General features: G+C 71.0%; 11 protein-coding genes. 2 read left to right on the top strand and 9 right to left on the bottom strand.

The genetic code is table 11. From position 1 onward, the window contains the following. Window positions 1-276: 276 nt before the first annotated feature. The gene (locus AB0I77_RS48795) at window positions 277-855 is read right to left on the bottom strand and encodes a TetR/AcrR family transcriptional regulator (protein WP_363289438.1); all 579 of its coding nucleotides are present in this window, start codon (window positions 853-855) and stop codon (window positions 277-279) included. Between the two features lie 91 nt (window positions 856-946). Between AB0I77_RS48795 and AB0I77_RS48800 the strand changes: the two genes are divergently transcribed. Then, window positions 947-1393: a DUF1772 domain-containing protein gene (locus AB0I77_RS48800; RefSeq protein ID WP_363289439.1), complete on the top strand. Its 447-nt coding sequence runs from the start codon at window positions 947-949 to the stop codon at window positions 1391-1393. Window positions 1394-1470: 77 nt separating this feature from the next. On the opposite strand, the gene AB0I77_RS48805 is transcribed toward AB0I77_RS48800, so the two are convergent. Continuing rightward, on the bottom strand, window positions 1471-1683 hold the full coding sequence (locus tag AB0I77_RS48805; protein ID WP_363289440.1) for an MbtH family protein: 213 nt from the start codon (window positions 1681-1683) through the stop codon (window positions 1471-1473). Window positions 1684-1772: 89 nt separating this feature from the next. Between AB0I77_RS48805 and AB0I77_RS48810 the strand changes: the two genes are divergently transcribed. Beyond that, complete coding sequence (locus tag AB0I77_RS48810; protein WP_363289441.1) at window positions 1773-2870, top strand: alpha/beta hydrolase-fold protein; 1098 nt, start codon at window positions 1773-1775, stop codon at window positions 2868-2870. Window positions 2871-2950: 80 nt separating this feature from the next. Here AB0I77_RS48810 and AB0I77_RS48815 read toward each other — a convergent pair whose 3' ends face one another. The 7 genes from AB0I77_RS48815 to AB0I77_RS48845 form a co-directional block, all read right to left on the bottom strand. Beyond that, window positions 2951-4651, bottom strand: coding sequence for an ABC transporter ATP-binding protein (locus tag AB0I77_RS48815; protein ID WP_363289442.1), 1701 nt, complete (start codon window positions 4649-4651; stop codon window positions 2951-2953). Then, window positions 4638-15629: an amino acid adenylation domain-containing protein gene (locus tag AB0I77_RS48820; protein WP_363289443.1), complete on the bottom strand. Its 10992-nt coding sequence runs from the start codon at window positions 15627-15629 to the stop codon at window positions 4638-4640. Before AB0I77_RS48820 ends, AB0I77_RS48815 begins: the two co-directional genes overlap by 14 nt. A 56-nt stretch (window positions 15630-15685) precedes the next feature. Beyond that, window positions 15686-17473, bottom strand: coding sequence for an ABC transporter ATP-binding protein (locus AB0I77_RS48825; RefSeq protein ID WP_363289444.1), 1788 nt, complete (start codon window positions 17471-17473; stop codon window positions 15686-15688). A 2-nt stretch (window positions 17474-17475) separates the two neighbouring features. Then, window positions 17476-18528 carry an iron-siderophore ABC transporter substrate-binding protein gene (locus AB0I77_RS48830; RefSeq protein ID WP_363289445.1) on the bottom strand — a complete coding sequence of 351 codons (1053 nt, stop codon included), beginning with the start codon at window positions 18526-18528 and terminating at the stop codon, window positions 17476-17478. Window positions 18529-18639: 111 nt separating this feature from the next. Beyond that, the gene (locus AB0I77_RS48835) at window positions 18640-19479 is read right to left on the bottom strand and encodes an ABC transporter ATP-binding protein (protein WP_363289446.1); all 840 of its coding nucleotides are present in this window, start codon (window positions 19477-19479) and stop codon (window positions 18640-18642) included. 38 nt (window positions 19480-19517) lie between these two features. Then, on the bottom strand, window positions 19518-20600 hold the full coding sequence (locus AB0I77_RS48840; protein WP_363289447.1) for an iron chelate uptake ABC transporter family permease subunit: 1083 nt from the start codon (window positions 20598-20600) through the stop codon (window positions 19518-19520). Beyond that, window positions 20597-21655: an iron ABC transporter permease gene (locus tag AB0I77_RS48845; RefSeq protein ID WP_363289448.1), complete on the bottom strand. Its 1059-nt coding sequence runs from the start codon at window positions 21653-21655 to the stop codon at window positions 20597-20599. The genes AB0I77_RS48840 and AB0I77_RS48845 overlap by 4 nt, the downstream gene beginning before the upstream one ends. Between the last annotated feature and the right edge of the window lie 268 nt (window positions 21656-21923).

Genomic DNA, 21923 nt, shown 5'->3' on the forward strand with positions numbered 1-21923 from the left:
CTTTCTGATCGTGCCGTGCTGTGAACGGGCCTCACTGTGCCCCACCCGAATGGCCCCGTCGCACCTGGCGGACGGGCAACACCCGTCCGTCACCCTGACGGGTGACACCAGCAGGTCGCGGGTTCCGCGCTGTCCCTCTTGAGCGCTGCGGCGGCCTCTCCTCATCGACCACCGGGCACAGACTGCGCGGCGAGGACCGGCCAGAGTCCCTTCCTGGAATACCCGCACCACGACACCGAGCGAGGCTCCACGAGAATGCACCCGCTGGGCGGTGTGTCAGAGCATGGCGAGCCGGTCCACCAGCAGTTCCACCCTGCGCTCGGTGTCCTCCGGCGGGAGCCGTCGCGTCCGGGTCAGGGTGGCCAGTCCGTGCAGGGCCGCCCAGAACGTCTCGGTGAACAGCCCCGGGTGGACGCCGTCCCCGGCGACCTCGCTGAGGCACTCCAGCAGCGCGGCGAAGGCGTCCTTCAACGGTTCGGGGGTGTCCTCCTGCGCGTACGCCAGGCCGCCGTCGAGCTGGAACAGGGCGTCGTAGACCGCCGGATGGCGTTCGGCGAAGGCGAGGTAGGCACGGGCCAGCGCGGTGACCCGGGCGCGGGGGCCGTCGGCGGCGGCGGTCGCGGCCCGCATCGCCACGGCCATCTCGGAAGCGCCCTGCAGAGCGACGGCGCCGATGATCTCGCGCTTGCCGCGGAAGTGGCTGTAGAGGACGGGCTGGCTGTATTCGATGCGTTCGGCGAGCCGCCGGGTGGTGACCGCGTCCCAGCCCTGCTGCTCGGCGAGTTCGCGGGCCGTGGCCACGATGAGGCGCTCGCGGCCCGCCCGTTCGCGCTCCTTGCGTTCCTGTACCGACATGATTCGATCCTAGCACCGCTAGACAATCGAGCGGCAGTAGAGCTAGCGTTGCCTCATCAGCTAGCAGCGCTAGATTCCTGGAGAGGGCATCATGCTCAATGCACTTGAGGTCGTCACCATCGTGGTCGTCGGCGTGATGGTGGGGGTGGAGTTCTCCGTCCCCTTCTTCAGCAACCCGATCCTCAACGCACTCCCCGGCGACAACGGCCTGCGCGGCCGCGTCCACGGGGCCCGACTGGGCGGCGCCGTGATGCCGTTCTGGTACATCGGCTCGCTCGTCCTCGTCGGGGTCTGGGCCGTCGCCGGATGGGACGACGACGGCACCGGCCTCGTCGTGACCGCCGCCGCGCTGCTGATCGTCAGCGTGCTCATGTCGGTCCTGGTGCTCGTCCCGATCAACAACAGGGTCAAGACGTGGACCGCCGGCAGCCGGCCGGCCGACTGGAAGGAGCAGATGAAGCGCTGGGACCGCTGGCACTACGTCCGCGTCGCCGTCATCATCGCCGCCTTCGCCTGCCTGGCGGCCGCCCTCACCTGAACCCACGGACAGGTGAAGGCCGGCGGTCTTCCGGTGGGCGGCCTGATCCAGCGGGCTGTCGATCGCCCTGCGCGGGGTCAGGCGTCCATGGACTCCGCGAGGGATCGGGGCCGCAGATCGGTCCAGTGCGCCTCGATGAAGTCCAGGCATGCCTCTCGGGTGTTCTCCGCGAAGACGATCGTCCACCCCCCGGGCACCTCGGCGAAGGACGGCCAGAGCGAGTGCTGGCCCTCGTCGTTCACGAGGACGAGGAAACGGCCGTCGGTGTCGTCGAAGGGATTGGTGCTCATGTGCGGTTGCCTCCTGGGGAATTAGGTTAGGCTCGCCTAATTAAAAACGACCTTAGCCTTCTCGCTTTCCGCTCCACAAGGAGACGTTCATGAAGTTGGTGGGGGAAGACACCTTCGTCGCGTACGGGCTGCCCGGCGCACCCGGCACCGAGGAGTTCTGGGCGACCGTACGGACACCCGCGTCGATACCCGACGGCGACGGTTGGGTGACCCTGTTCCTGCGGCGCGGGCCCGAAGCGGCGAGCATCGGCTTCGAGAGCTGGTCGGATCCGGTGCCCCTGCGCCGGTGGGGCGACACGGACTGCTGGTACGCCGAGGTGCGCATGCCCGCGCGGCTGCGGGTGACCTACCAGTTCCTCGCGGGCGACGCGGCGTACGCCGACCCGTTCAACCCGGTCGGTGCGGGCGGCGACCGGTCCATCGCCGCGACCCCGGACGCCCCGGCCCAGCCGCACTGGCCCGTCATCGGCGCCGGCACCGACGTCGTACTGCCCCTGCCGCGCACCCGGATCCGTTGGGCCGGCGAACGGCTCGGCGGGCGGCGCACCGTGCGGGTCCACCCGGTGGGCGGCGGCGGACCGGTGGTGCTGCTGCTCGACGGGGACGACTGGCTGTATCTGCACCCGGCCATGGCCGCGTTCGACTCGGCGGTCGCCAGCGGCGAGATGCCCCCGGTCACGCTCGTCTTCCTGCCGGCCAAGGACAGGGAGGCCGAGTTCGCGTGCAGGCCCGAGCTGTGGGAGGCGGTCCGGGACGAACTGCTGCCGCTGGTGGGGGAATCCGGCGTGGCCGCCGACCTGGACCGGCTGGTGGTCGCCGGGCAGAGTCTGGGTGGGCTGAGCGCGGTGTACGCGGCGCTGGAGTTCCCGGAGCTGGTGTCGCGGGTGGCCTGCCAGTCGGGGTCGTTCTGGTGGACGCCCGATGCGATGGGTCTGGCCGACCCGTTGGGCGGGGCGGTCGGCGGTGCCGTCGCCGCGCGCCTGCGGGAGCGGCCCGATCTGTCCGGGCTGCGGGTCGCGTTCGACGTGGGGGAACACGAGAGGGAGATGTTGCCCCACTGTGAGGCGGTCGAGGGCCTGGTCGAGCAGGCCGGTGCGGCGGTGCGGGTTTCGCGGTCGGCCTCCGGCCATGACCGGGTGGGGTGGCGACACGCCCTGCTCAGGGATGTGGCCTGGGCCCTCGCGTGAGCGCTCTGCTGGGAGCACGGTGATTGTCTGCGGGCCCGGTGGGGGCTGGTCGCGCCGTTCCCCGCGCCCCTAAGGGCGCTTCACCTGGCCACCGCCGAGCAGTACGCCTCGTCCGTGGCCAGCAGGTTCCTATGCGTGTCCTCTGCCGTGATGACGCCCTCGTCCAGGACCAGCACCCGGTCAGCGGCATCCAGGAGGGCCGGGCTACTGGTGATCACGACAGTCGTGCGGCCCCGGCGTAGCTCCGCGATGTTCCGTGCGATGAGCTGTTCGGTGACCGCGTCGACGGCTGTGGTCGGGTTGTGCAGGACGAGGATGTCGGTGTCGGCGGCCAGCGCGCGAGCCAGGGACAGTCGCTGGCGCTGGCCCCCGGAAAGGTTCGCGCCCCGGTCGCGGACGGCGTAGTCGAGCCCGTCCCGGTGGAGGGCGACGACGTCGGTCAGCATGGACGCTTCGACGGCCTCGGGGATCATCCGGCTGGTGCCGGACGGGTCGATGTTCGTGCGGAGGGTGCCCGCGAAGATCTCCCCGTCGTACGGGTTCACCAGCAGGTGCTCGCGGACCGCCTCGATCGACAGGTCCGCGAGCTCCTGCCCGCCGACCCGCACCACACCCTCGTACGCGCCGGGCGGCACGTTCACGGCCAGGATCGACGCGAAGTCGGCCGCCGCGCGCGGCTGGTAGGCGGCGATCGCCACGAACTCGCCGGCGGACACCTGGAACTTCAGCTTGCGCAGGGACTCGTACCGGACGCAGTCGATCTCGAGGTCGCCGCCCGGGGCCGGGCGCTGCGGCCCCGGTGTCGTCACCGGCGGCGCGGTCAGCACCAGCGCCATCCGCTCGGCCGACGCGCGCGCCATCATCACGTACTTGGGCATCTCGGAGAACAGCTTGAGCGGTTCCATGATGAACTGCGCCAGGCCTACGGCCATGACGAGCTCCCCGATGGTCACCTGGCCCTCGAACGCCAGCCAGCCCGCCGTCAGCGTCACGGCGGCGGCGAGGACCGCGTTGAGGGCCAGAGCGGTGCCCGCGTACACGCCGTTCACCCGGGCGACGGTGATCGCCTGGTGCTTCGCCTCCGTGCTGACCTTCCGGTAGGACCGGAACGCCGCGTGGTTGCCGCCGAAGCCGTGCAGCGGGCGCAGGCCGATGATCAGGTCGGCGACCTTCGCGCCCGCCCGCGCCACCCGGGCCTGCTGTTCCTGGGTGCTGGAGCCGATCCGCTTGGACATCACGCTCAGGATCGACAGGATCGCGGCGGTTCCCACGATCACCAGCAGGCCGAGCCGGACGTCGGCCAGGCCCAGCGCGACCGCCGCGACCAGCACCGCGACGAGCGAGCTGATCAGCAGCGGTACGACCTCGATGATGTCGGCGGTCTGGTCGGCGTCCTCGGTGGCGATGGTCAGCACCTCGCCGGACTTGAGGTCGACGTCCCTGGCCACCGGCTGGAGTCCGCAGGCCGCGACCCGCACCCGCCAGCGGTGCGCCTCGGTCGTGTTGGCCTTCTGAAGGACGCGCATCCCGAACCGCCACGACAGCGACACGGTCGTGATGATCACGGCCAACGCGGCGATCGCCAGGCCGAGCGAGCCGAGGCTGCGGTCTTGCAGCGTGTATTCGACGATCAGGCCGAGCGCGATGGGGAACGCGGTCTCGCCGGCCTGGTACAGGCCCATGAGGACGGTGCCCCAGACCATCGCGCCGACATTGCGGCGCAGTGCCGTCCGGAGGATGTCGGACCCCGGGCGGGGCCTCCGCGTGTCAGGAGTTGTCATCGGCGTGGTCATCGAGGTGGTCGTCACGTTGGTCATCGAGGTGGCGGGCAATCGCTTCCGGGGTTCGCAGGGTGAACAGGTCACGGATCGTGATCACTGGACCGTACTCTCGGCGGAGCAGCCCGTTCAGCCGCACCGCCAGCATGGAGTGTCCTCCGAGGGACACGAAGTCGCTCACCGCGCTCACCTCGTCGTCGTCCAGGTCCAGTGCCTCGGCGAAGAACTCGCACACCGTGGTCTCGGTCTCGGTCTGCGGGCCGCGCTCCCCCGCCGTGGTCAGTGCGCCCAGCGGCTTGGCCTCCGGCAGCGCCTTCGTGTCAGCCTTCCCGTTCACCGTCAGCGGGATGCTGTCGACCTCGGCATAGTGCGTCGGGCGCAGGAAGTCCGGCAGCCCTGCGCCGACTTCGGCAGCGACCGTGGCCAACTCCTCCCCGTCCAGCACCAGATAGGCGGCCAGCCGGTACGCCCCATCGACCTGCGGATCGGGCTGGGCGACCGCGGCGACGAACCGCACCGCCGGGTGCGCCGCGAACACGGCCTCGACTTCGCCGAGTTCGACCCGGTGGCCCCGGATCTTGACCTGCTGGTCGGTGCGGCCCAGGTACATCAGGTTGCCGTCGGGCCGCCGGATCACCAGGTCCCCGGTGCGGTACATGCGCTCGCCGGGTGCGCCGAACGGGCAGGCGACGAAGCGGTGCGCGGTCTGGGCGGGCTGCCCGAGATAGCCGCGCGCGATGCCGATGCCCGACACGTACAACTCACCCGGAACCCCGTCGGGCAGTGGCCTCAGCCACGGATCCAGCACGTACACATCCGTGTTGTCGATGGCCACGCCCACCACCGGGTCCTGGCACTCGAAGGTGCCGACGCCGAGGGTGTTGATGGTGTACTCGGTGGGCCCGTACAGGTTGTAGCCGACCGTCCCCTCGGTCTCGGCGAGCCGCTGCCACAGCGTGGGGGTGACGGCCTCGCCGCCCAGCAGCACCAGTGCCGGCCGCCGTGCCGGATTGTCCAACAGGCCCTCGGCGACGAGCTGTTGCGCGTAGGTCGGGGTCACGTTGATGACGTCGATGCCGTGCTCGAGGCAGTACTCGACCAACCGGGGTGCGTCACGCCGCAGTTCCTCGTCGCAGACGTGCACCTCGTGGCCGTCGGCGAGCCACAGCAGTTCCTCCCACGACATGTCGAACGCGAACGACACGGTGTGCGCGATCCGGAAGACCCGGTGTCCGTGCTCCGCCAGCACCGGCTCGAAGATCCGGCGCTGATGGTTGATCAGCATGTTGGTGAGACCGGCGTACTCGGTCACCACGCCCTTGGGCTTCCCGGTCGATCCGGAGGTGTAGATCGTGTACGCGGGGTGCCGCAGGCGGTTCGGGTCGTCCGGCGTGAACGTCACGAAGGGCTCGGCAGCGGGCAGGGGGCGGTCCAACTCGATGAGATCGCCGGTCAGTCGGGGCGATACCGCGCTCACGGTGAGGATCACGTCCGGGCGGGCGTCCGCGACGATCGCGGCGATCCGCTCGTCCGGGTGGTCCAGCTCCAGCGGCACGTACGCGGCGCCGACGCGCAGTACGGCGAACAGCGCCACGATCGAGTCGAGGGAGCGCGGGATCGCGAGGCCCACGGTCGTCTCGGGGCCGATGCCGCGCCGGGCGAGGACGCCCGCCACCGCGCGGCTGCGGTCCCGGAGCCCCGCGAAGGTCATGGTCTCGCCGTGGGCGACGAGCGCGACGCGCCGCGGGTCGCGGTCCGCCGCCTGGTCGAACCGGTCGACGACGGTGTCCGTGCCGACGTCCGTACGCGCTTCCCGCGAGGGCCGCGCCCCCAACCCCGGCAGCGCACCGACCGGCCCGGTCGACCGGGCCAGGTCTTCGAGCACGCGCAGGTAGTCGTCGAGGAGACGACGGGCGTTCGCGGTGTCGTCGTCGCGGTGCTCCAGCTTGACCGTGAGCCGGTCGCCGGGCGTGACGACCCAGGTGAACGGATAGTGCGTGGAGTCGTCCGCCTTCACCGAGGTGATGCCGTGCCTGGTGTTCATCTCGGCGAACGCGTCCATGTCCAGGAAGTTCTGGAGCACGAACAGGTTGTCGAACAGGGTGTCGTGACCGCTGGCCCGCTGGATCTCGCCGAGCCCGAGGTGCTCGTGCTCCATCGCCTCGACCCGGGCCGTCTGTACGGCCGTCAGGTATTCCCGGACCGTGGCGTCCGGCCGTGCCCGCGTCCACATGGGCACGGTGTTGAGCAGTACGCCGACGACGTCGCCCAGGCCCTCGCCCTCCCGGCCGGAGACGGTCACGCCGAACACGGCGTCACTGCGGCCCGTGTGTGCGCCGAGGAGGAGGCCGAAAGCGCCGGTCAGCACCGAGTTCAGCGTGACGCCGTGCACCCTGGCCGCTTCCCGCAGCAGGTCCGACTGTTCGGCGGAGAGGGTGTGTACGAGCGTGCGCGGCAGGTCGTCGGAAAGGGCCGGCGCCGGTCCGGCGAGCAGGGTCGGGCCGGGGAGGCCGGCCAGGTGCTCCGCCCAGAAGCGTTCCGATACGGCGGTGTCCTTGGCGTCGAGCGCCCGGGCGTAGTCCTCGAAGCTCGGCGTGGCGGGGGCGGCTTGCCAAGGCTCGCCCGCGACGACGGCCTCATAGGCGTCGAACAGGTCCCGCAGCACGATCTCGCGGGACCAGCCGTCCCACAGCAGCAGGTGGTAACTCAGCAGCAGGCCGTCGCGGTCGCCGGGCAGGCGCACCACGGTCAGCCGGATCAGCGGCGGCTGCCCCGGGTCGAATCCGGTGTCGCGGTCCCGGGCACGCAGGCCTTCGACCTCCGTCTCGGTCCCCAACCCGACCGTACGGACGGCGACTTGCCGCCCCGCGCTGAGAACCTGAACCGGGTTTCCGTCGTCGTCGGTGGTGAAGCCCGCGCCCACGACCGGGTGCCGCGCGATCACGTACGCCATCGCCTCGGCCAGCGCGTCGGTGTCCAGGCGCCGGTCGAAGGTGAACCAGCTCTGCGCGACGTAGTGTCCGGCCGAGCCCGCCATCTGGGCCTGGAAGAACAGGCCCCGCTGGAGCGGGGTGACCGGTGCCGTGCGCTCGGCCGTCGCGGAGACGTCGGCGATACGTTCCAGTGCGCCGCGCCAGTGCTCGGTGATCTCGTCGGGGATGCCCTCGGCGAGGGTGAAGGCCGCGTGCAGGCTTCCGGTCGCCGCGTCGGTCCACGCGTTGACCTCGACGGCGTACGGGCTGCGGCTGCCCTGGTCGCCGCCCGTGATGTGCAGCGCCTGGGACTCGCTGCCCCTGCCGAGGTAGTTGAACAGCACCTGCGGGCGGGCGTTCAGCAGCGGGGCCGTCTGCGGGTTGAGGTAACGGAGTTGGCCGTAGGCGACGTGTCCGCGCTCGTCCGGCTGGCGTTCGGCGACCTCACGCGCCGCCGTGACGGGGTCGGCGTGCGCCGTGAGCCGCACGGGCGCGATGGAGGTGAACCAGCCGACCGTGCGCGTGTAGTCGTGGTGTTCCAGGACCGGGACCCTGCCGTGCCGCTCGAGTTCGATCGCGAGATCGGTCGGCGACGGCTGGATCTGCGTCAGCGCGGTGCGCAGCGCGCCGCACAGCAACTCGGTGAGACCGACGCCGAGTGCGGAGGGCGCGGTACGCGTCACGCGATCGCTCGCCTCGGGAGCGAGTACGACCGTGGTCTCGCGCAGCCCCTCGACCGCCGGCAGCAGCGGGGGTGCCTGGAGCGTGGTGAGCCAGTGCCCGAGGTCGTCGAGCGCATGGGCGGGCTGGAGCGTCAGCGCTTCGGCGTACTCGGCGTAGGACGTGGTCGGCGGTGCCAACGCCGCTCCGCGCAGGGCGGCGGCCAGGTCGGCCAGCAGGACCAGCCAGGACACCGAGTCGACGGCGAGGTGGTGCACGGTGACCACGAGGGTGCGGCTCGCCTCCAGCCACGAGAACGCGACGACGTCCCCGGACTCGGGATCGAGCCGTCCGGCGGCTTCGTTCGCTGCCGCCGTCGCGTCGGTCGCGTCCGTCCTTACGACGGTGACCTCGCGGGCGGCGGGCTCGGTGCGCAGTGCCCACACCCCGTGCTCGACGCGCAGCCGCAGCCGGAGGGCCGGGTGCGCGGCCACGACGGCGTTCGCGGCGCGCTCGGCGTCGGCGAACCCGGTGCCCTCGGGGGCCAGCAGCGACCTGGCCTGGGCGAACCGGGCGAGTGATCCGCCCAGTTCGCGCTGGCGCAGGATGATGGGCGTCGGCGTCAGCGGGCCGTCCTCGCGGCGGGCGACTGCGGACGTGGAGGCCTGCGGTGTGCTTGTTCCGAGGTGTTCGGCGAGCGCGCGCGGTGTCCTGAACAGGAACACGTCCCGTGGCGCGATCGGCAGGCCGAGCGCCCTGGCCCGGTTGATCACGGTGATGGCGACGATGCTGTCGCCTCCGGCACGGAAGAAGTCGGTGTCGGCGTCCACGGCTGCGCCGGACAGGGTTTGGGTGAAGATGTCGACGAGCGCAGGAAGTGCGTCCATGGGGGCGTCTTCGTCTGCGAGTGCGTCGTGGCTGGTCGCGCCGTTCCCCGCCCGCTCGATCAGGGCCTTGCGGTCCAGCTTGCCGTTGACCGTCAACGGCAGCGCGTCAACCGGCAGCACCCGCCCCGGCACCATGTGCGCGGGCAGCTTCGCGGACAGCGACTCGGCGAAGTCACCAGGCACCCGGCCCACGACGTGCGCGACCAGGTGATCACCGCTGTCCGCAACGGTGACGGCCACATCGACCACACCGTCGAGTTCTCTGACCGCGGCCTCCACCTCGCCCAACTCGATCCGGAAACCCTTGAGTTGGACCTGGTCGTCGGCACGCCCCGCGAACTCCAGCTCGCCGTCGAGCGTACGGCGGGCCAGGTCGCCCGTGTGGTACATGCGGGAGCCGTCGCCGGCGAACGGGTTCGCCACGAACCGGCCCGCCGTGAGCCCCGGCCTGCCCAGGTAGCCGAGCGACACCTGGTCGCCGGCGACGTAGATGGCGCCCACCCGACCCGGCGGCACCGGCCGGAGCCGGTCGTCGAGCAGGTAGGTGGCCAGGCCGGGTATCGGAGAGCCGATCGGGCTGACGTCTTCGCCGGGCTCGAAGTCCTCGTCGGTCAGCACCCGGTGGGTGACATGGACGGTGGTCTCGGTGATGCCGTACATGTTGATCAGCTCGGGCGAAGCGGTGCCGTGCCGCTCGACCCAGCCCCGCAGCCGCCCGAGTTCCAGCGCCTCGCCGCCGAAGATGATCCGGCGCAGTGCGGTGACCGGCTCGTCGGCATGCCGGTCGGCCTCGATGAACTGGTAGAACGCCGACGGGGTCTGGTTGAGCACGGTCACTCCGCGCTCGCGGACCAGCCGGTGGAAGTCGACGGGGGAGCGGGTCAGCCCGTACTCCGGCACCAGCAGCTCACCGCCGTGCGCCAGCGCGCCCCACAGCTCCCAGACGGCGAAGTCGAAGGAGAAGGAGTGGAACTGGACCCATACGTCGTGGGGGCCGAAGTCCATGTCGGGCCGGGTGTTCGCGAGCAGCGCCACCACGCTGGAGTGCGGGACGACGACCCCCTTGGGCCGGCCCGTCGATCCGGACGTGTAGATCACGTACGCGGGGTCGTGCCAGCCGACCTCGGGCTCGGGGGCATCAGTGGTGGCCGGCGACAGCTCGTCCCCCTGTACGAGCACGCGGGCCGGCACGCCCGCCCGGGCCAGGAGTTCCGTGAAGCGGTCCCGCTGCTCAGCGGCCACGAGTACGACCTGCGGGGCGGCGTCGGCGACGATGTACTCCAGCCGTTCGTCCGGGTACGCCAGGTCCAGCGGCACGTACGCGCCGCCCGCGGTGACGATCGCGACGAGGGCGACGACCTGCTCGACGGAGCGCGGGACGGCGACCGCGACCCGCTTGCCCGGCCGGACACCGGCCGCGCGCAGGACCGACGCCAACTCGTTCTTCGCGTCGGCCAGTTCGCCGTACGTCAGTGAGCGGGTACCGCCGTCGAGAGAGCACTGGGTGACGGCGGTGGCGGCAGGATCGCGGTGCGCGGCGGCGTCGAACAGGTCACCCAGGGTCGTCGGGGTGATCCGCGCGGGCTCACCTTCCGGCGCCAGGTCGTCGACCAGGGCGTCCGGCCGGGAGAGCAGACCGGTGAGGGTCTCGCTGAACGTGCGCAGGATCGCCTGGGCGCTCGCCTCCCGCAGGAGCTCGCCGTCGTAGATCAGGTTGAAGCGGGGACGACCGTCGAGCGCGCGCTCCACCACCAGCGTCAACGGGTAGTGCGGAGCGCCCTCGTTCACGATGTCGGTGATGACCAGCTCATGGCCGGGCTCGCGCAGACCGTCCACATCGGTCGCCACGTCGAACACCACCAGGGTGTCGAACATGGAACCCGCGCCGGCCTCGCGGCCGATCCGCGCCAGCGAGACATGCTGGTGCGGCAGCACGGCGCTCTGGTGTTCCCGCAGGGCGGCGAGCAGGTCGCGGGAAGTGGTCGTGGCGTCCCAACGGGCGCGTACGGGAATCGTGTTGATGAACAGACCCACCATGTTCTCGATGCCGGGGACGTCCGCGTCACGCCCGGACACCGTGGAACCGAACACGACGTCCGTGCCCTGGAGGAGGCCGCCCAGCGTCACCGCCCAGGCGCTGTGCACGGCCACGCTCAGCGGCACGCCGGCCGAGCGGGCGGCCGTGTCGATGTCGTCCCCCGGCTCTACGGCGGTGTCGGCGAACCGGTCGGACGGGGTGTGCCCCTCGGCGACCAGCGAGGGGCCGGGCAGCTCGGCGAGCTGATCGCGCCAGACGCGGTCGCTCTCGTCGTCGTCGCGTCCGGCGAGCCAGCGCACGTAGTCGGGGAAGCCGCCGAGCGCGTACACGGTCCCCGGCGCGTGGTACTCGGCCAGCAGCGCGCGCAGCATCGGCGGCACCGACCAGCCGTCGGCGATGATGTGGTGCACGGTCTGCACCAGGACGTTTCGGCCGGAGCCCGCGCGGATGAGCGTGTACCGCATCAGCGGGCCGGTGGCCAGGTCGAACCCGGCGCGGCGGTCCCGCTCGGCGTACTCGCGGATCTCGGCGTCGGTGATGCCGGGGCGGTCCAGCGTGGTGAAGGGCGCCTGCACGCCGCTCTCCAGGACCGAGACCACACGGCCGTTGGTCAGCGCCACGAACCGCGCGGCCAGGTTCGGGTACAGGGTGAGCAGGCGGGTGGCCGCCGCGGCGAGCCGGTCGGCGTCCACCTCGCCGTCCAGCGTGAGCAGTTGCTGCTCGACGTAGGCGCCCGCCGAGTCGTCGTCGAAGACCGAGTGGAAGTACAGGCCCTCCTGCAACGGGGTCAACGGCAGGATGTCCCGCACGGCCGGGCCGTCCAGGGCGTCGACATCGGCCTGCGTGAGCGGCACCAGGCCGAAGTCGCTGGGCGAGTGGCCGCCCTGGTCGAGCGCGGCCAGCCCGGCCAGGGCCACACGGAAGTAGTCGCCGAGCGTCGTGATGTCCTCGTCGGTGAACATCCCGTCGGGCCAGGAGATGGCGGTGACCAGCTCGTACTCGCCGCCGGTCGAGGCCGGTTCGGCGATCGCGTTGAACTCCAGGGCGCGCGGCAGGCGCATCCTCGGGTCGCGCTTCTCCCCCAGCTGGCCGGTCGCGCCAGCGAGTTGCCAGTCCCCGGACGCGCCCGCGTCGAAGCGGCCCAGGTAGTTGAACAGCACCTGCGGTGCGGGCGCGTCGAACTCGACCTGGGTCAGGTAGCGCAGAGCACCGTAGGAGACGCCGTTGTCCGGCACCCGGGCGAGGTCTTCCTTGACCGCCTTGAGCGCGGCGGCCAGGTAGGCGGACGCGGTGAAGTCGGTCCCCGCGCCGGGGTCCACGGTCACCGGGAACAGGGTGGTGAACCAGCTCACGGTCCGCGACAGTTCCGGCTCGAAGCCGGCGGTGCCCGCCACGAACTGTCCTTCTCGGCCGTGGCCTTCGAGTTCGATGTGCGCGAACGTCTGGTCCTGCCCGAGGTCGCGGCGCCACCGGGCGAGGGTGACGGCGAGCGCGGTCAGCAGGACGTCGTTGACACCCGCGTGGAACTTCGCGGGTATCTCCCCCAGCAGCGCGGCCGTGACCTCGGGGCCGACCGAGACGGTGCGCACCCGCTCCCGCGCGACGGTGTCGGCTTCGGACAGCGCACGCCTGCCCAACGGCCCGTCCGCTCCCGGCAGGGGACGCCAGTAGTAGGAGCTGTCCGCGTCGAACGCCACGCGCTCCAGCAACTGCGTCCAGCGCCGGAACGACGTGCCCACCGGGGGCAGTTCGATGGGCACGCCCGAGGAGAACTGCCGCCAGGCGGTGGCCAGGTCCTCCATCAGAACCCGCCAGGACACGCCGTCGATCACCACGTGATGGGCGACCAGGACGAGTTGGCGTGCCTCGCGGCGCCAGACGGCACGCAGCATCACACCGCCCGCCGGGTCCAGTCCGTCGGTGGCGAGCGCCACGCACTCGTCGAGCGGCCGGTCGCTCTCCTTCCATCCGGCTGCGGCCTGGCCCGCCTCCGGGATGTCGAAGCTCCACCGGTCGCCGCGCACCAGCTTGGCGCGCAGCATGTCGTGCCGTCCGACCACGGCGGCGAGGATCTCGTCGAGGGCGGCGGCGGTCAGGTCCGACGGGGTGTTCAGCACCACCGACTGTACGAACCCGTCGATGGCGTCCGTGGTCTCGCCGAGCCACTGCACGATGGGCGATCCCACGACGGACCCGGTCGCGACATCGCCGCGGTCCACGGTGGAGACGTCCTCACGGCTCGCCACCGCCGCCAGCGCCCCCACGGTGCTGTGGGCGAAGATCTGCCGTGCCGTGACGTAGAGACCCGCCTCGCGCAGCGCGCTCAGCAGCGAGATCGCCAGAATGCTGTCTCCGCCGAGCTGGAAGAAGTCCTGGTCGACACCGACCTCGTCCACGTCCAGCCGCAGCACCGCGGCGACCGCCGAGCACACCGCGCGCTCGTTCTCGGTGGTGGGCGGTATGAGCGAGCCCGTCCCGATCGCGGGCTCCGGCAGGGCGTTCCGGTCGAGCTTGCCGTTCGCGGTGAGCGGGAACTCCTTCAGCACGACGAGGTGGGCGGGCACCATGTACTCCACCATGTGCGCCGCCGCCCACGCCTTGACCTCGTCCGCCCGCAGGTCCTCGCTCCCGGCGGCCGGGATGACGTACCCCACCAGGTAAGTGCCGCCCGCCGTGTTCTTCTTCGCTACGACGCAGGTGTGCCGTACCCCGGGGTGCTCGGCGAGACCGACCTCGACGTCCTCGATCTCCAGCCGCATACCGCGGATCTTGATCTGGTTGTCGGCCCGGCCGAGGAAGTCCAACGACCCGTCCGGGGCGAACCGGGCGAGGTCACCGGTCCGGTACAGCCGGGAGCCGTCCGCGGCGAAGGGGTTCGCCACGAATCGGGACGCCGTGAGGCCGGGCGCGTTGACGTACCCGCGCCCCAGGAGGAACCCGCCCACGTACAGCTCGCCGCCGACTCCGACCGGGACCGGGCGCAACTCGTCGTCCAGCACGTACAGCTGGGTGTTGGGGTTGGCCTTGCCGATCGACGTCGACAGGCGTTCCGCCGCGCCCCGGTAGATGACGTGCGAGACACCGATCGTCGTCTCGGCCGGGCCGTAGCCGTGGTACATGGGGATGTCGAGCCGGGTGCGGAACCGCTCGTACAGCTCCGGGGTCAGCACCTCGCCGCCGCACCACACGTGCCGCAGGCTGTCCAACTGCCCGGAGTCGCCGGCGATGTCCAGCAGTACGTCCAGCATGGACGACACCAGGTAGGTGAAGGTGACGCGGTGTTCGGCGATCACGCTCAGCAGGTGGTGCGGGTCGCGTTCGCCGCCGGGCCGCAGGACCACCAGCCTGCCGCCGCACACCAGCGGCAGGAAGATCTCGTTGATGGAGATGTCGAAGGACAGCGGCGCCTTGAACAGCGAGGCGTCGTCGTGGCCGAAGCCCAGGATCTCGTCGACCTGCCACAGCAGGCGCTCGCTGATCGCCTCGTGGCGGATCATCGCGCCCTTGGGCCGCCCGGTCGAGCCCGACGTGAAGATGACGTAGGCCAGGGCGTTGCCGGGGACGGTGACCCCTGTCCCCTGCGCCGGGTAGGAACCGAACCGCCAGTCGCCGAGGTCGACGGCCACCGCTTCCGGTTCACCCGGGTCGTGCTCGCCCGAGTCGTTGAGCTGCACCACGACCCGGGCGTCGTCGATCACGACGGCTCGGCGCGCGGCGGGCCACTGCGGATCGAGCGGCACGAACGCGCACCCCGCCTGGAGCACGCCGAGCAGCCCGATCACCATGTCGGCACAGCGGCCCAGGGAGATGCCGACGACCTGTTCGGCGGTGAGCCCGCGTTCGATCAGGTGGTGGGCCAACTGGCTGGAGAGCTCCGCTGCCTGACGGTAGGTCAGTGATCGGGTCTCGTCGACGACGGCGACGGCGTCCGGCCTGGTCCGCGCCTGTTCGCGGAACATCTCCACGATGGTCGGGCGGAGGCGGTCGGCGTCGGTGTCGTTCCACTCGGCCAGGGCCTCGAGCCTGGCCGCCACGCCGGACGGGCCGATGGTGCCGAGGGGCCGGTCCGGGAAGTCGGCCAGGTCGTCCAGCGCGAGCTGCGCGTCGGCCGGCGCGACGCCTTCCGGGACGGCGATGCTCCAGCCGGCCGCACCATCCCCACCGGCCGCACCACCCCCGCCATCCGCGCCGACCTCCCGATCGCCGGGTCCGGCCCCGCCGTTGTCGACCCACCCGAGGACATCAGCGAACAGCGTGCCGGGGGTGAGGTCGATGCCCTCGGGGCTCCGGCCCGTCGCCCAGTACGAGAGCCCGATGGCACACGCTTCGGTGATGGTCCGGTCGGAATAGTCGCCGGTTCGCCGGCGCACGTCGGCCAGTCGCGCGGGAGAAAGCAGTACGAGACGAGCGCTCGGATCCAACATCGAAGACTCAACGCCCTTTCCAGGTACGAAGTTAGCCCAGCCTAACTTAGGGTTACCTAACTACCTTCTCGCCACGCCCGCCACAGCCGCGCGTACCGGCCGCCCAGAGCCACCAACTCCTCGTGCGTGCCCTGCTCCACCACGCGTCCCGCGTCCAGCACGGCGATCCGGTCCGCCGCCATCGCCTGGGTCAGCCGGTGCGCCACGAACAACGTGGTCCGGCCCGCGCACGCGGCCAGCACGGCCCGCTCCAGCGCGGCGGCGCCCTCGCTGCCCGCCTCCGCGGTCGACTCGTCGAGGACGACCACCGGCGCCCGGCCGAGCACCAGCCGGGCCAGGGCGATCTGGGCGACCTTGGTGACGTCCAGGCGCTCGCCGCCCTCGCCGACCAGGGTGTTCAGGCCCTCGGGCAGTGCCTCGACCCAGGCGTCGGCGCCGACCGTGCGCAGCGCGTCCATCAGCTCGGGCTCGGTCGCTTCCGGCGCGGCCAGCCGCAGGTCGTCGGCGAGCGCACCGGAGAACACGTGCGTCTCCTGCGTCAGGATGCTCACCAAGGCCCGCGCCCCGGCCTCGTCCAGACCGGCGAGGTCGGTCGATCCGACCCGCACCGATCCGGACTGCGGGGTCCCGATGCCCGCGATCAGCGCGGCCAGGGTCGTCTTGCCGGCGCCCGTCGCCCCGACCAGCGCGAGCGAACCGCCCGCCGGGATCGTCAGGTCGACATCCCTCAGGACCGGCTCCTCGGTGCCGGGATAGCTGAAGGTCAGCCCCCGCACCGTCACCGCGTACGGCGCGACGTCCGCCGGCGCGACGGCCTCGTCTCCCACCAGCCGGTCCTCCGCGTCCTCCCCCAGCACCCCGACCAGGCGGGTCAGGCTCGCACCCGACTTCTGCGCCTCGTCGAAGGTGAACATGATGAGGCCCAGCGGGGTGAACAGCCGGTGGAACATCAGCGGGGCCGCCGACACCTCGCCCAGGCTGGCGGCATCGGCCTCCAGCAGGGCGTACCCCACCACGATGATCAGGACGAGCCCGATGAACTCGGCGCGGTTCTCCCTGCCGACGAACCGGCCGAAGAACCGGAACACCTCGATGCCCAGGTCGCGCACCCGCCAGGACTCATGGGTGACCTTCTCGCGGAAGGCTCCCTCGAGGCGGTACGCCCGGACCGTGTCGATCCCGTTGAGACCGCTGATCAACGCCTGCGCCCGGTCGGCCTGGGCCGCCCGCTGCTTCCGGTAGAGCGGGGCCGACCGGGGCAGATACCAGCGCAGGGCCAGCGCGTACGCCGGCAGCGCGCCGGCGCCCGCCAGGCCGAGCCGCCAGTCGAGGCCGAACATGCCGGCCGTGGCGATGGTGACCAGCACTCCCGCCGAGAACACCGTGGGGACGGCCGTGCGGATGCCGTTGGAGAGCACGGCCACGTCGTCACCGACCCTGGACAGCACATCTCCGCGGCCGACCTGCTCGATCCGTGCGCTGGGCATGCCCAGCACTGCCCGGACGGCGCCTTCCCGCAGCCGCGCGAGCAGATCCGCGCCCAGCCGCCCGATCAGGTAGGTCGACACCGCGGTGGCCGCCGCGCCGAGCAGTGCGGCGGCCACCATCCACGCCCCGACCGTGACCAGGACCGAGCGCGATTCACCCTCGACCACCCCGTCGACCACCCGGCCGAGCAGCAGCACCGGGAGCACCTGGAGCGCCGCCCCGGCCACCGTGGTGAGCACGGTGGCGACCGTCAGCCATGGCACCTCGCGGCTGTGTGCCGCGACCCATCGGGTGGCCTCGCGTCCGGTCGCCGTGCGCAGAGTCGACGGGGCGACGCGTGTGTCGGTGGTGCTCACACCTAGCCGGCCGACTTGACGAGCTCGTCGATCGCGTACGGCATCGACAGCAGGGTGCCCTGGGAGATGGCCGCGCCGACCGCCGGGCCCTCGCTGTCCAGCAGGTACGACACCTTGCCGTTCTTCACGGCGTCCAGGTTGGCGAACAGCTTGAACTTCTTCAACGCCGCCGTGTCCGCCTTGTCGTTGATGACGAAGATGTGGTCGACGTCGACCAGGTCGACGCGCTCCGGGGAGAGCTTGGTGTAGAAGCTGCCGTCCGCGACCTTGTCGATCTCGGTCTGGTACTTGAAGCCGATGCCCGTCAACAGCCGTCCGCGCACGTCGGTGGAGGTGAACGGCGCCACGGAGTCCTCGTACCAGGACAACGCGACGGCGGTCTGGTCCGCGAACTCGGGGTGCGCCTTCTTGGCCGCGTCCATCTGGTCCTGGATGCCCTGCACCATCTTCTCGCCCTCCTCGGCCTTGCCGAGCGCCTTGGCGATGTGCAGCGCGTTGTCCTGCCAGGGCGCGCTGAACGGCTCCTTCTCGGCCTTGGTACGGCCCACCGTCGGGGCGATCTGGGAGAGCTTGTCGTAGGCGGCCTGGTCGATCTCGGAGTAGACCGCGATGATCAGGTCCGGCCGCAGGGCGGCGATCTTCTCGTAGTTGGGACCGGAGTCCCCGTTGCTCATGATGACCTCGGGCTTGGTGTCGCCCCACTTGTCCTTCACCCAGGGCCACTGGGTGTTGACGTCGGGGCTCTGGCCCGCCGGGTTCGGGTACTGGTCGACCATGCCGACCGGCTTGATGCCGAAGGCCAGGATGGTCTGGTCGTCGGTGTAGCCGACGGAGACGACCCGCTTGGGGGCCTTGGTGACCTCCGTGGAGCCGAAGGCGTGCTCCACGGTGACCGGGAACGCGCCCGCGGCGGCGGCCGGAGCCGTGTCGCTCGACTCGTCCGCCGAGTCGTCGGAACCGCATCCCGCAAGGAGACCGACGCCGAGAGCCGCGGCGGACAAGATCGCCGCCAACCGCCGCCGAGATCTCTTGAGCGTCATTCGATGGAGGAGCATCCGACATCCCTTACTTTCGCGCTGTCCCTGCGCCCCCGTCTCAAGGGCAGGCAAACCTTATCGCGCGTAAGTGAGGTTAGCCTAGCCTAACCATCACAACTTTATGACGACCTAGCCAAGTTGGACGTGCGTACGGCCGATCGGCACGATGAGCGGCCGGTCGCCCACCGGGTCGTCGATCACTTTCGCGCGCAGTCCGAACGCCTCGTGGAGCAACTCGGCGGTGATCACGTCACGCGGATGCCCCTGCGCCAGGATCGACCCCTCCCTCATCACGATGAGGTTGTCGCTGTAGCGCGTGGCCAGATTGAGATCGTGCAGCACCATCACCACGGTGCACCCCGACTCGTGCAGGTCGTCCACCAGGTCGAGCACGTCGATCGCGTGCGCCAGGTCCAGGTAGGTGGTCGGCTCGTCCAGGAGCAGCAGGTCGGTGCCCTGAGCCAGGGTCATCGAGATCCAGACGCGCTGACGTTGCCCGCCGGACAGCGAGTCGACCGGACGGTCGGCCAGGTCGGACACCCCGGTCATGGCCAGCGCGCGCTCCACGACGGCGGCGTCGTCCGAGGACCACTGCCGCAGCCAGCTCTGGTGCGGATGGCGGCCCCTGGCGACCAGGTCGGACACCGTCAGCCCCTCGGGCGCGACCGGCGCCTGGGGCAGCAGGCCGAGCTTCTTCGCCACGTCCCTGGTCCGGAGCTTGACGATGTCGTCGCCGTCAAGGACGACCGTCCCCCGAGCCGGCTTCAGCAGCCGGGACAGGGTCCGCAACAGGGTCGACTTTCCGCAGCCGTTGGGGCCGATGATCGTGGTGATCACGCCTGGGGGTATCGCCACGTCGAGGCCGTCGATGACGTTCCGGGCGCCGTACCCGACCGTGACACCCCTGGCTGCCAGCCGTGAGGTCTTATCGACCCCGGACTCGATCCCGGTGATGGACTGAGCGACCACAAGGCCCCCTCGTTTAGGCTTGCCTAACTTTGTACCAGCTATCTGAGGTTCGCCCGCACCAACAGATAGACAAGGAAGGGGCCGCCGATCGCGGCGGTGACCACGCCGACCGGGAGACCGATCGGCAGTGCCGTGCGCGCGACCAGGTCCGCGCCGATCAGCAGCAACGCTCCCACCAGGCCGGAGGCCACCATCGGCGGCGTCGGGCACCTCGCCAGTCGCATCGCCACCTGCGGCGCCACCAGCGCGACGAACGGGACCGGGCCCGCCGCGCTCACCGCCACGGCGGCCAGCAGGACCGCGCACAGCAGCAGGACGGCCCGCACCATCGAGTACCGGACGCCCAGGCCCGCGGCGACCTCGTCGCCGAAGTGCAGCGGCTTGAACTGGAAGGCGACACACGCCACGACGACCAGGAGGGCGAGCGTGCCCCAGAACGCCACCCAGACCTCGTCCCACGACCGGTTGTCCAGCGAGCCGACCAGCCACGCCTGGGCCCGGGCCACGTCCCTGATGTCGGCCGTGACCAGCAGCCAGGTCGTGATCGCCTCCATCACGGCGCTCACGGAGATGCCGATGAGGATGAGGCGGAAGCCGTCGATCCCGCGCCGCCACGCCAGGAAGTACACCAGCAGACCTGTGCCGAGACCGCCGGCGAGCGCCGCCGCGGACAGGCCGACAGCGTCGACGATCGCCGCGGAGGCGCCACCCGACACCGTCACCAGGAACACCGAGACCGCGCTGGCGCCCCCGGTGATCCCCAGGATGTCCGGGCTGGCCAGCGGATTGCGCGCGATGGACTGCGTGATCGCCCCGGACACCCCGAGCGCGATTCCCACGACGAGCCCGGCCAGGGCGCGCGGCATCCGCAGGTCCATGATCACGAACTCGTCGACCCGCTCACCGCCGCCGAAGATCGTGGCGATGACCTGGGGCAGGCCGATGGAGAAGTCCCCGATGCTGATGGACACGCAGAACACGAGGAAGGTCGCCGCCGCCAGCAGCAGCGTGACGGACACGATCCAGGGCCGCCATACGAACGACATGTGGCCGAGCCGCACGCCCGGGGCCACCGATGGCTTCACGTCTGTCCCGTCCGGCTTCACATCTGTCCCGTTCATGCGTTCTTGAACTTTCCGCGCCACACCAGAACCGCGAAGAACGGGGCACCGAGGAGGGCGACGACGACACCCGCGTCCAACTCGCCCGGCCGCACCACCAGTCGCCCCACGATGTCGCAGACCAGCAAAACGATGGCGCCGAGCAGACCCGCGTACGGCACCAGCCAGCGATAGTCGGGACCGGTCAGATACCGGGCCACGTGGGCCACCATGAGCCCGAGGAACGCGATGGGGCCGCAGGCCGCCGTCGCCGCGCCCGCGAGCAGGGTGATGGCGGCGATGCCGACGGTCCGGCTCAGCGCGATGTTCGCTCCCAGTCCCCGCGCCACGTCGTCACCCAGGTTGAGCAGGTTGATGGTGGGCAGCGTGGTCAGGGCCAGCACCAGCCCGACCGCGATGAACGCGGTCACCGGCCAGATGACGTCGAATCCGACGCCGGCCACGGAGCCCGCGTTCCAGAACCGCAGCGCGTTCAGCGACTCCTGGTCCGACAGCGCGACCGCCGTGGTCATCGCCGCGAGGAACACCGTGATCCCCTGCCCGGCCAGTGCGAGCGTCAACGGGTTGCCCGCCCCGCGGCCGATGCTCGCGAGCCCGAACACGACGACACCGGCGACCGCCGCTCCCAAGAAGGCGAACCAGACGTACTGGAACGGGTTGGCGAACCCGAACACGGCGATCACCGACACCACGGCGAACGAGGCACCGGCGTTCACCCCCAGCAAGCCCGTGTCCGCGATCGGGTTGCGTGTGTACCCCTGGATCAACGACCCGCCGACCCCCAGCGCGATGCCGGCCACGATCGCGAGCACCGTCCGGGGTACCCGCACGGTCTGCACGATGAGCCTGATCTCGGTGAGCCGCTGATCGGAGTCCGGCGCCGCGAACAAGCCGTGCCACACCTCGGCGGGACTCAACGCGCGCGCCCCGACGGCCAACGACACCGCCCCCGTGACCACAAGGATCACCACAAGCATGCCCAAACCCACAACCCGCCGCCGACGGGCCTTAGTTGTGCCCCTGGGCGCGGGGCGCTCCACTGCGGTTGTGGCCATGTCGACGTACGTTATCCCTTTGATTTCACGGGGTTGCACAGTGGTGCCCCGCCTGCCGGGTGCGATGCGACCAGGCGGGGCGGGGCGGTGTGATCGGGGGCTGGACCGGTGACGGGCTAGGGGCTGTCCGGCGGATCATGCCGCAGACGCGGGGTCTGGTGCGTCCATCTGCGGCGTTGTCGTCACTCGCCGACTCCCCCACTCTCGGCTTCGCTCGAGCGGGGGGACCCCCATCGCGTCGACTCCCTCCTCCGCCTTGCAGCTGGAC

Origin of the sequence: Streptomyces sp. NPDC050619, from assembly GCF_040654815.1 — a bacterium.
In the GTDB taxonomy this organism is placed as follows: domain Bacteria; phylum Actinomycetota; class Actinomycetes; order Streptomycetales; family Streptomycetaceae; genus Streptomyces.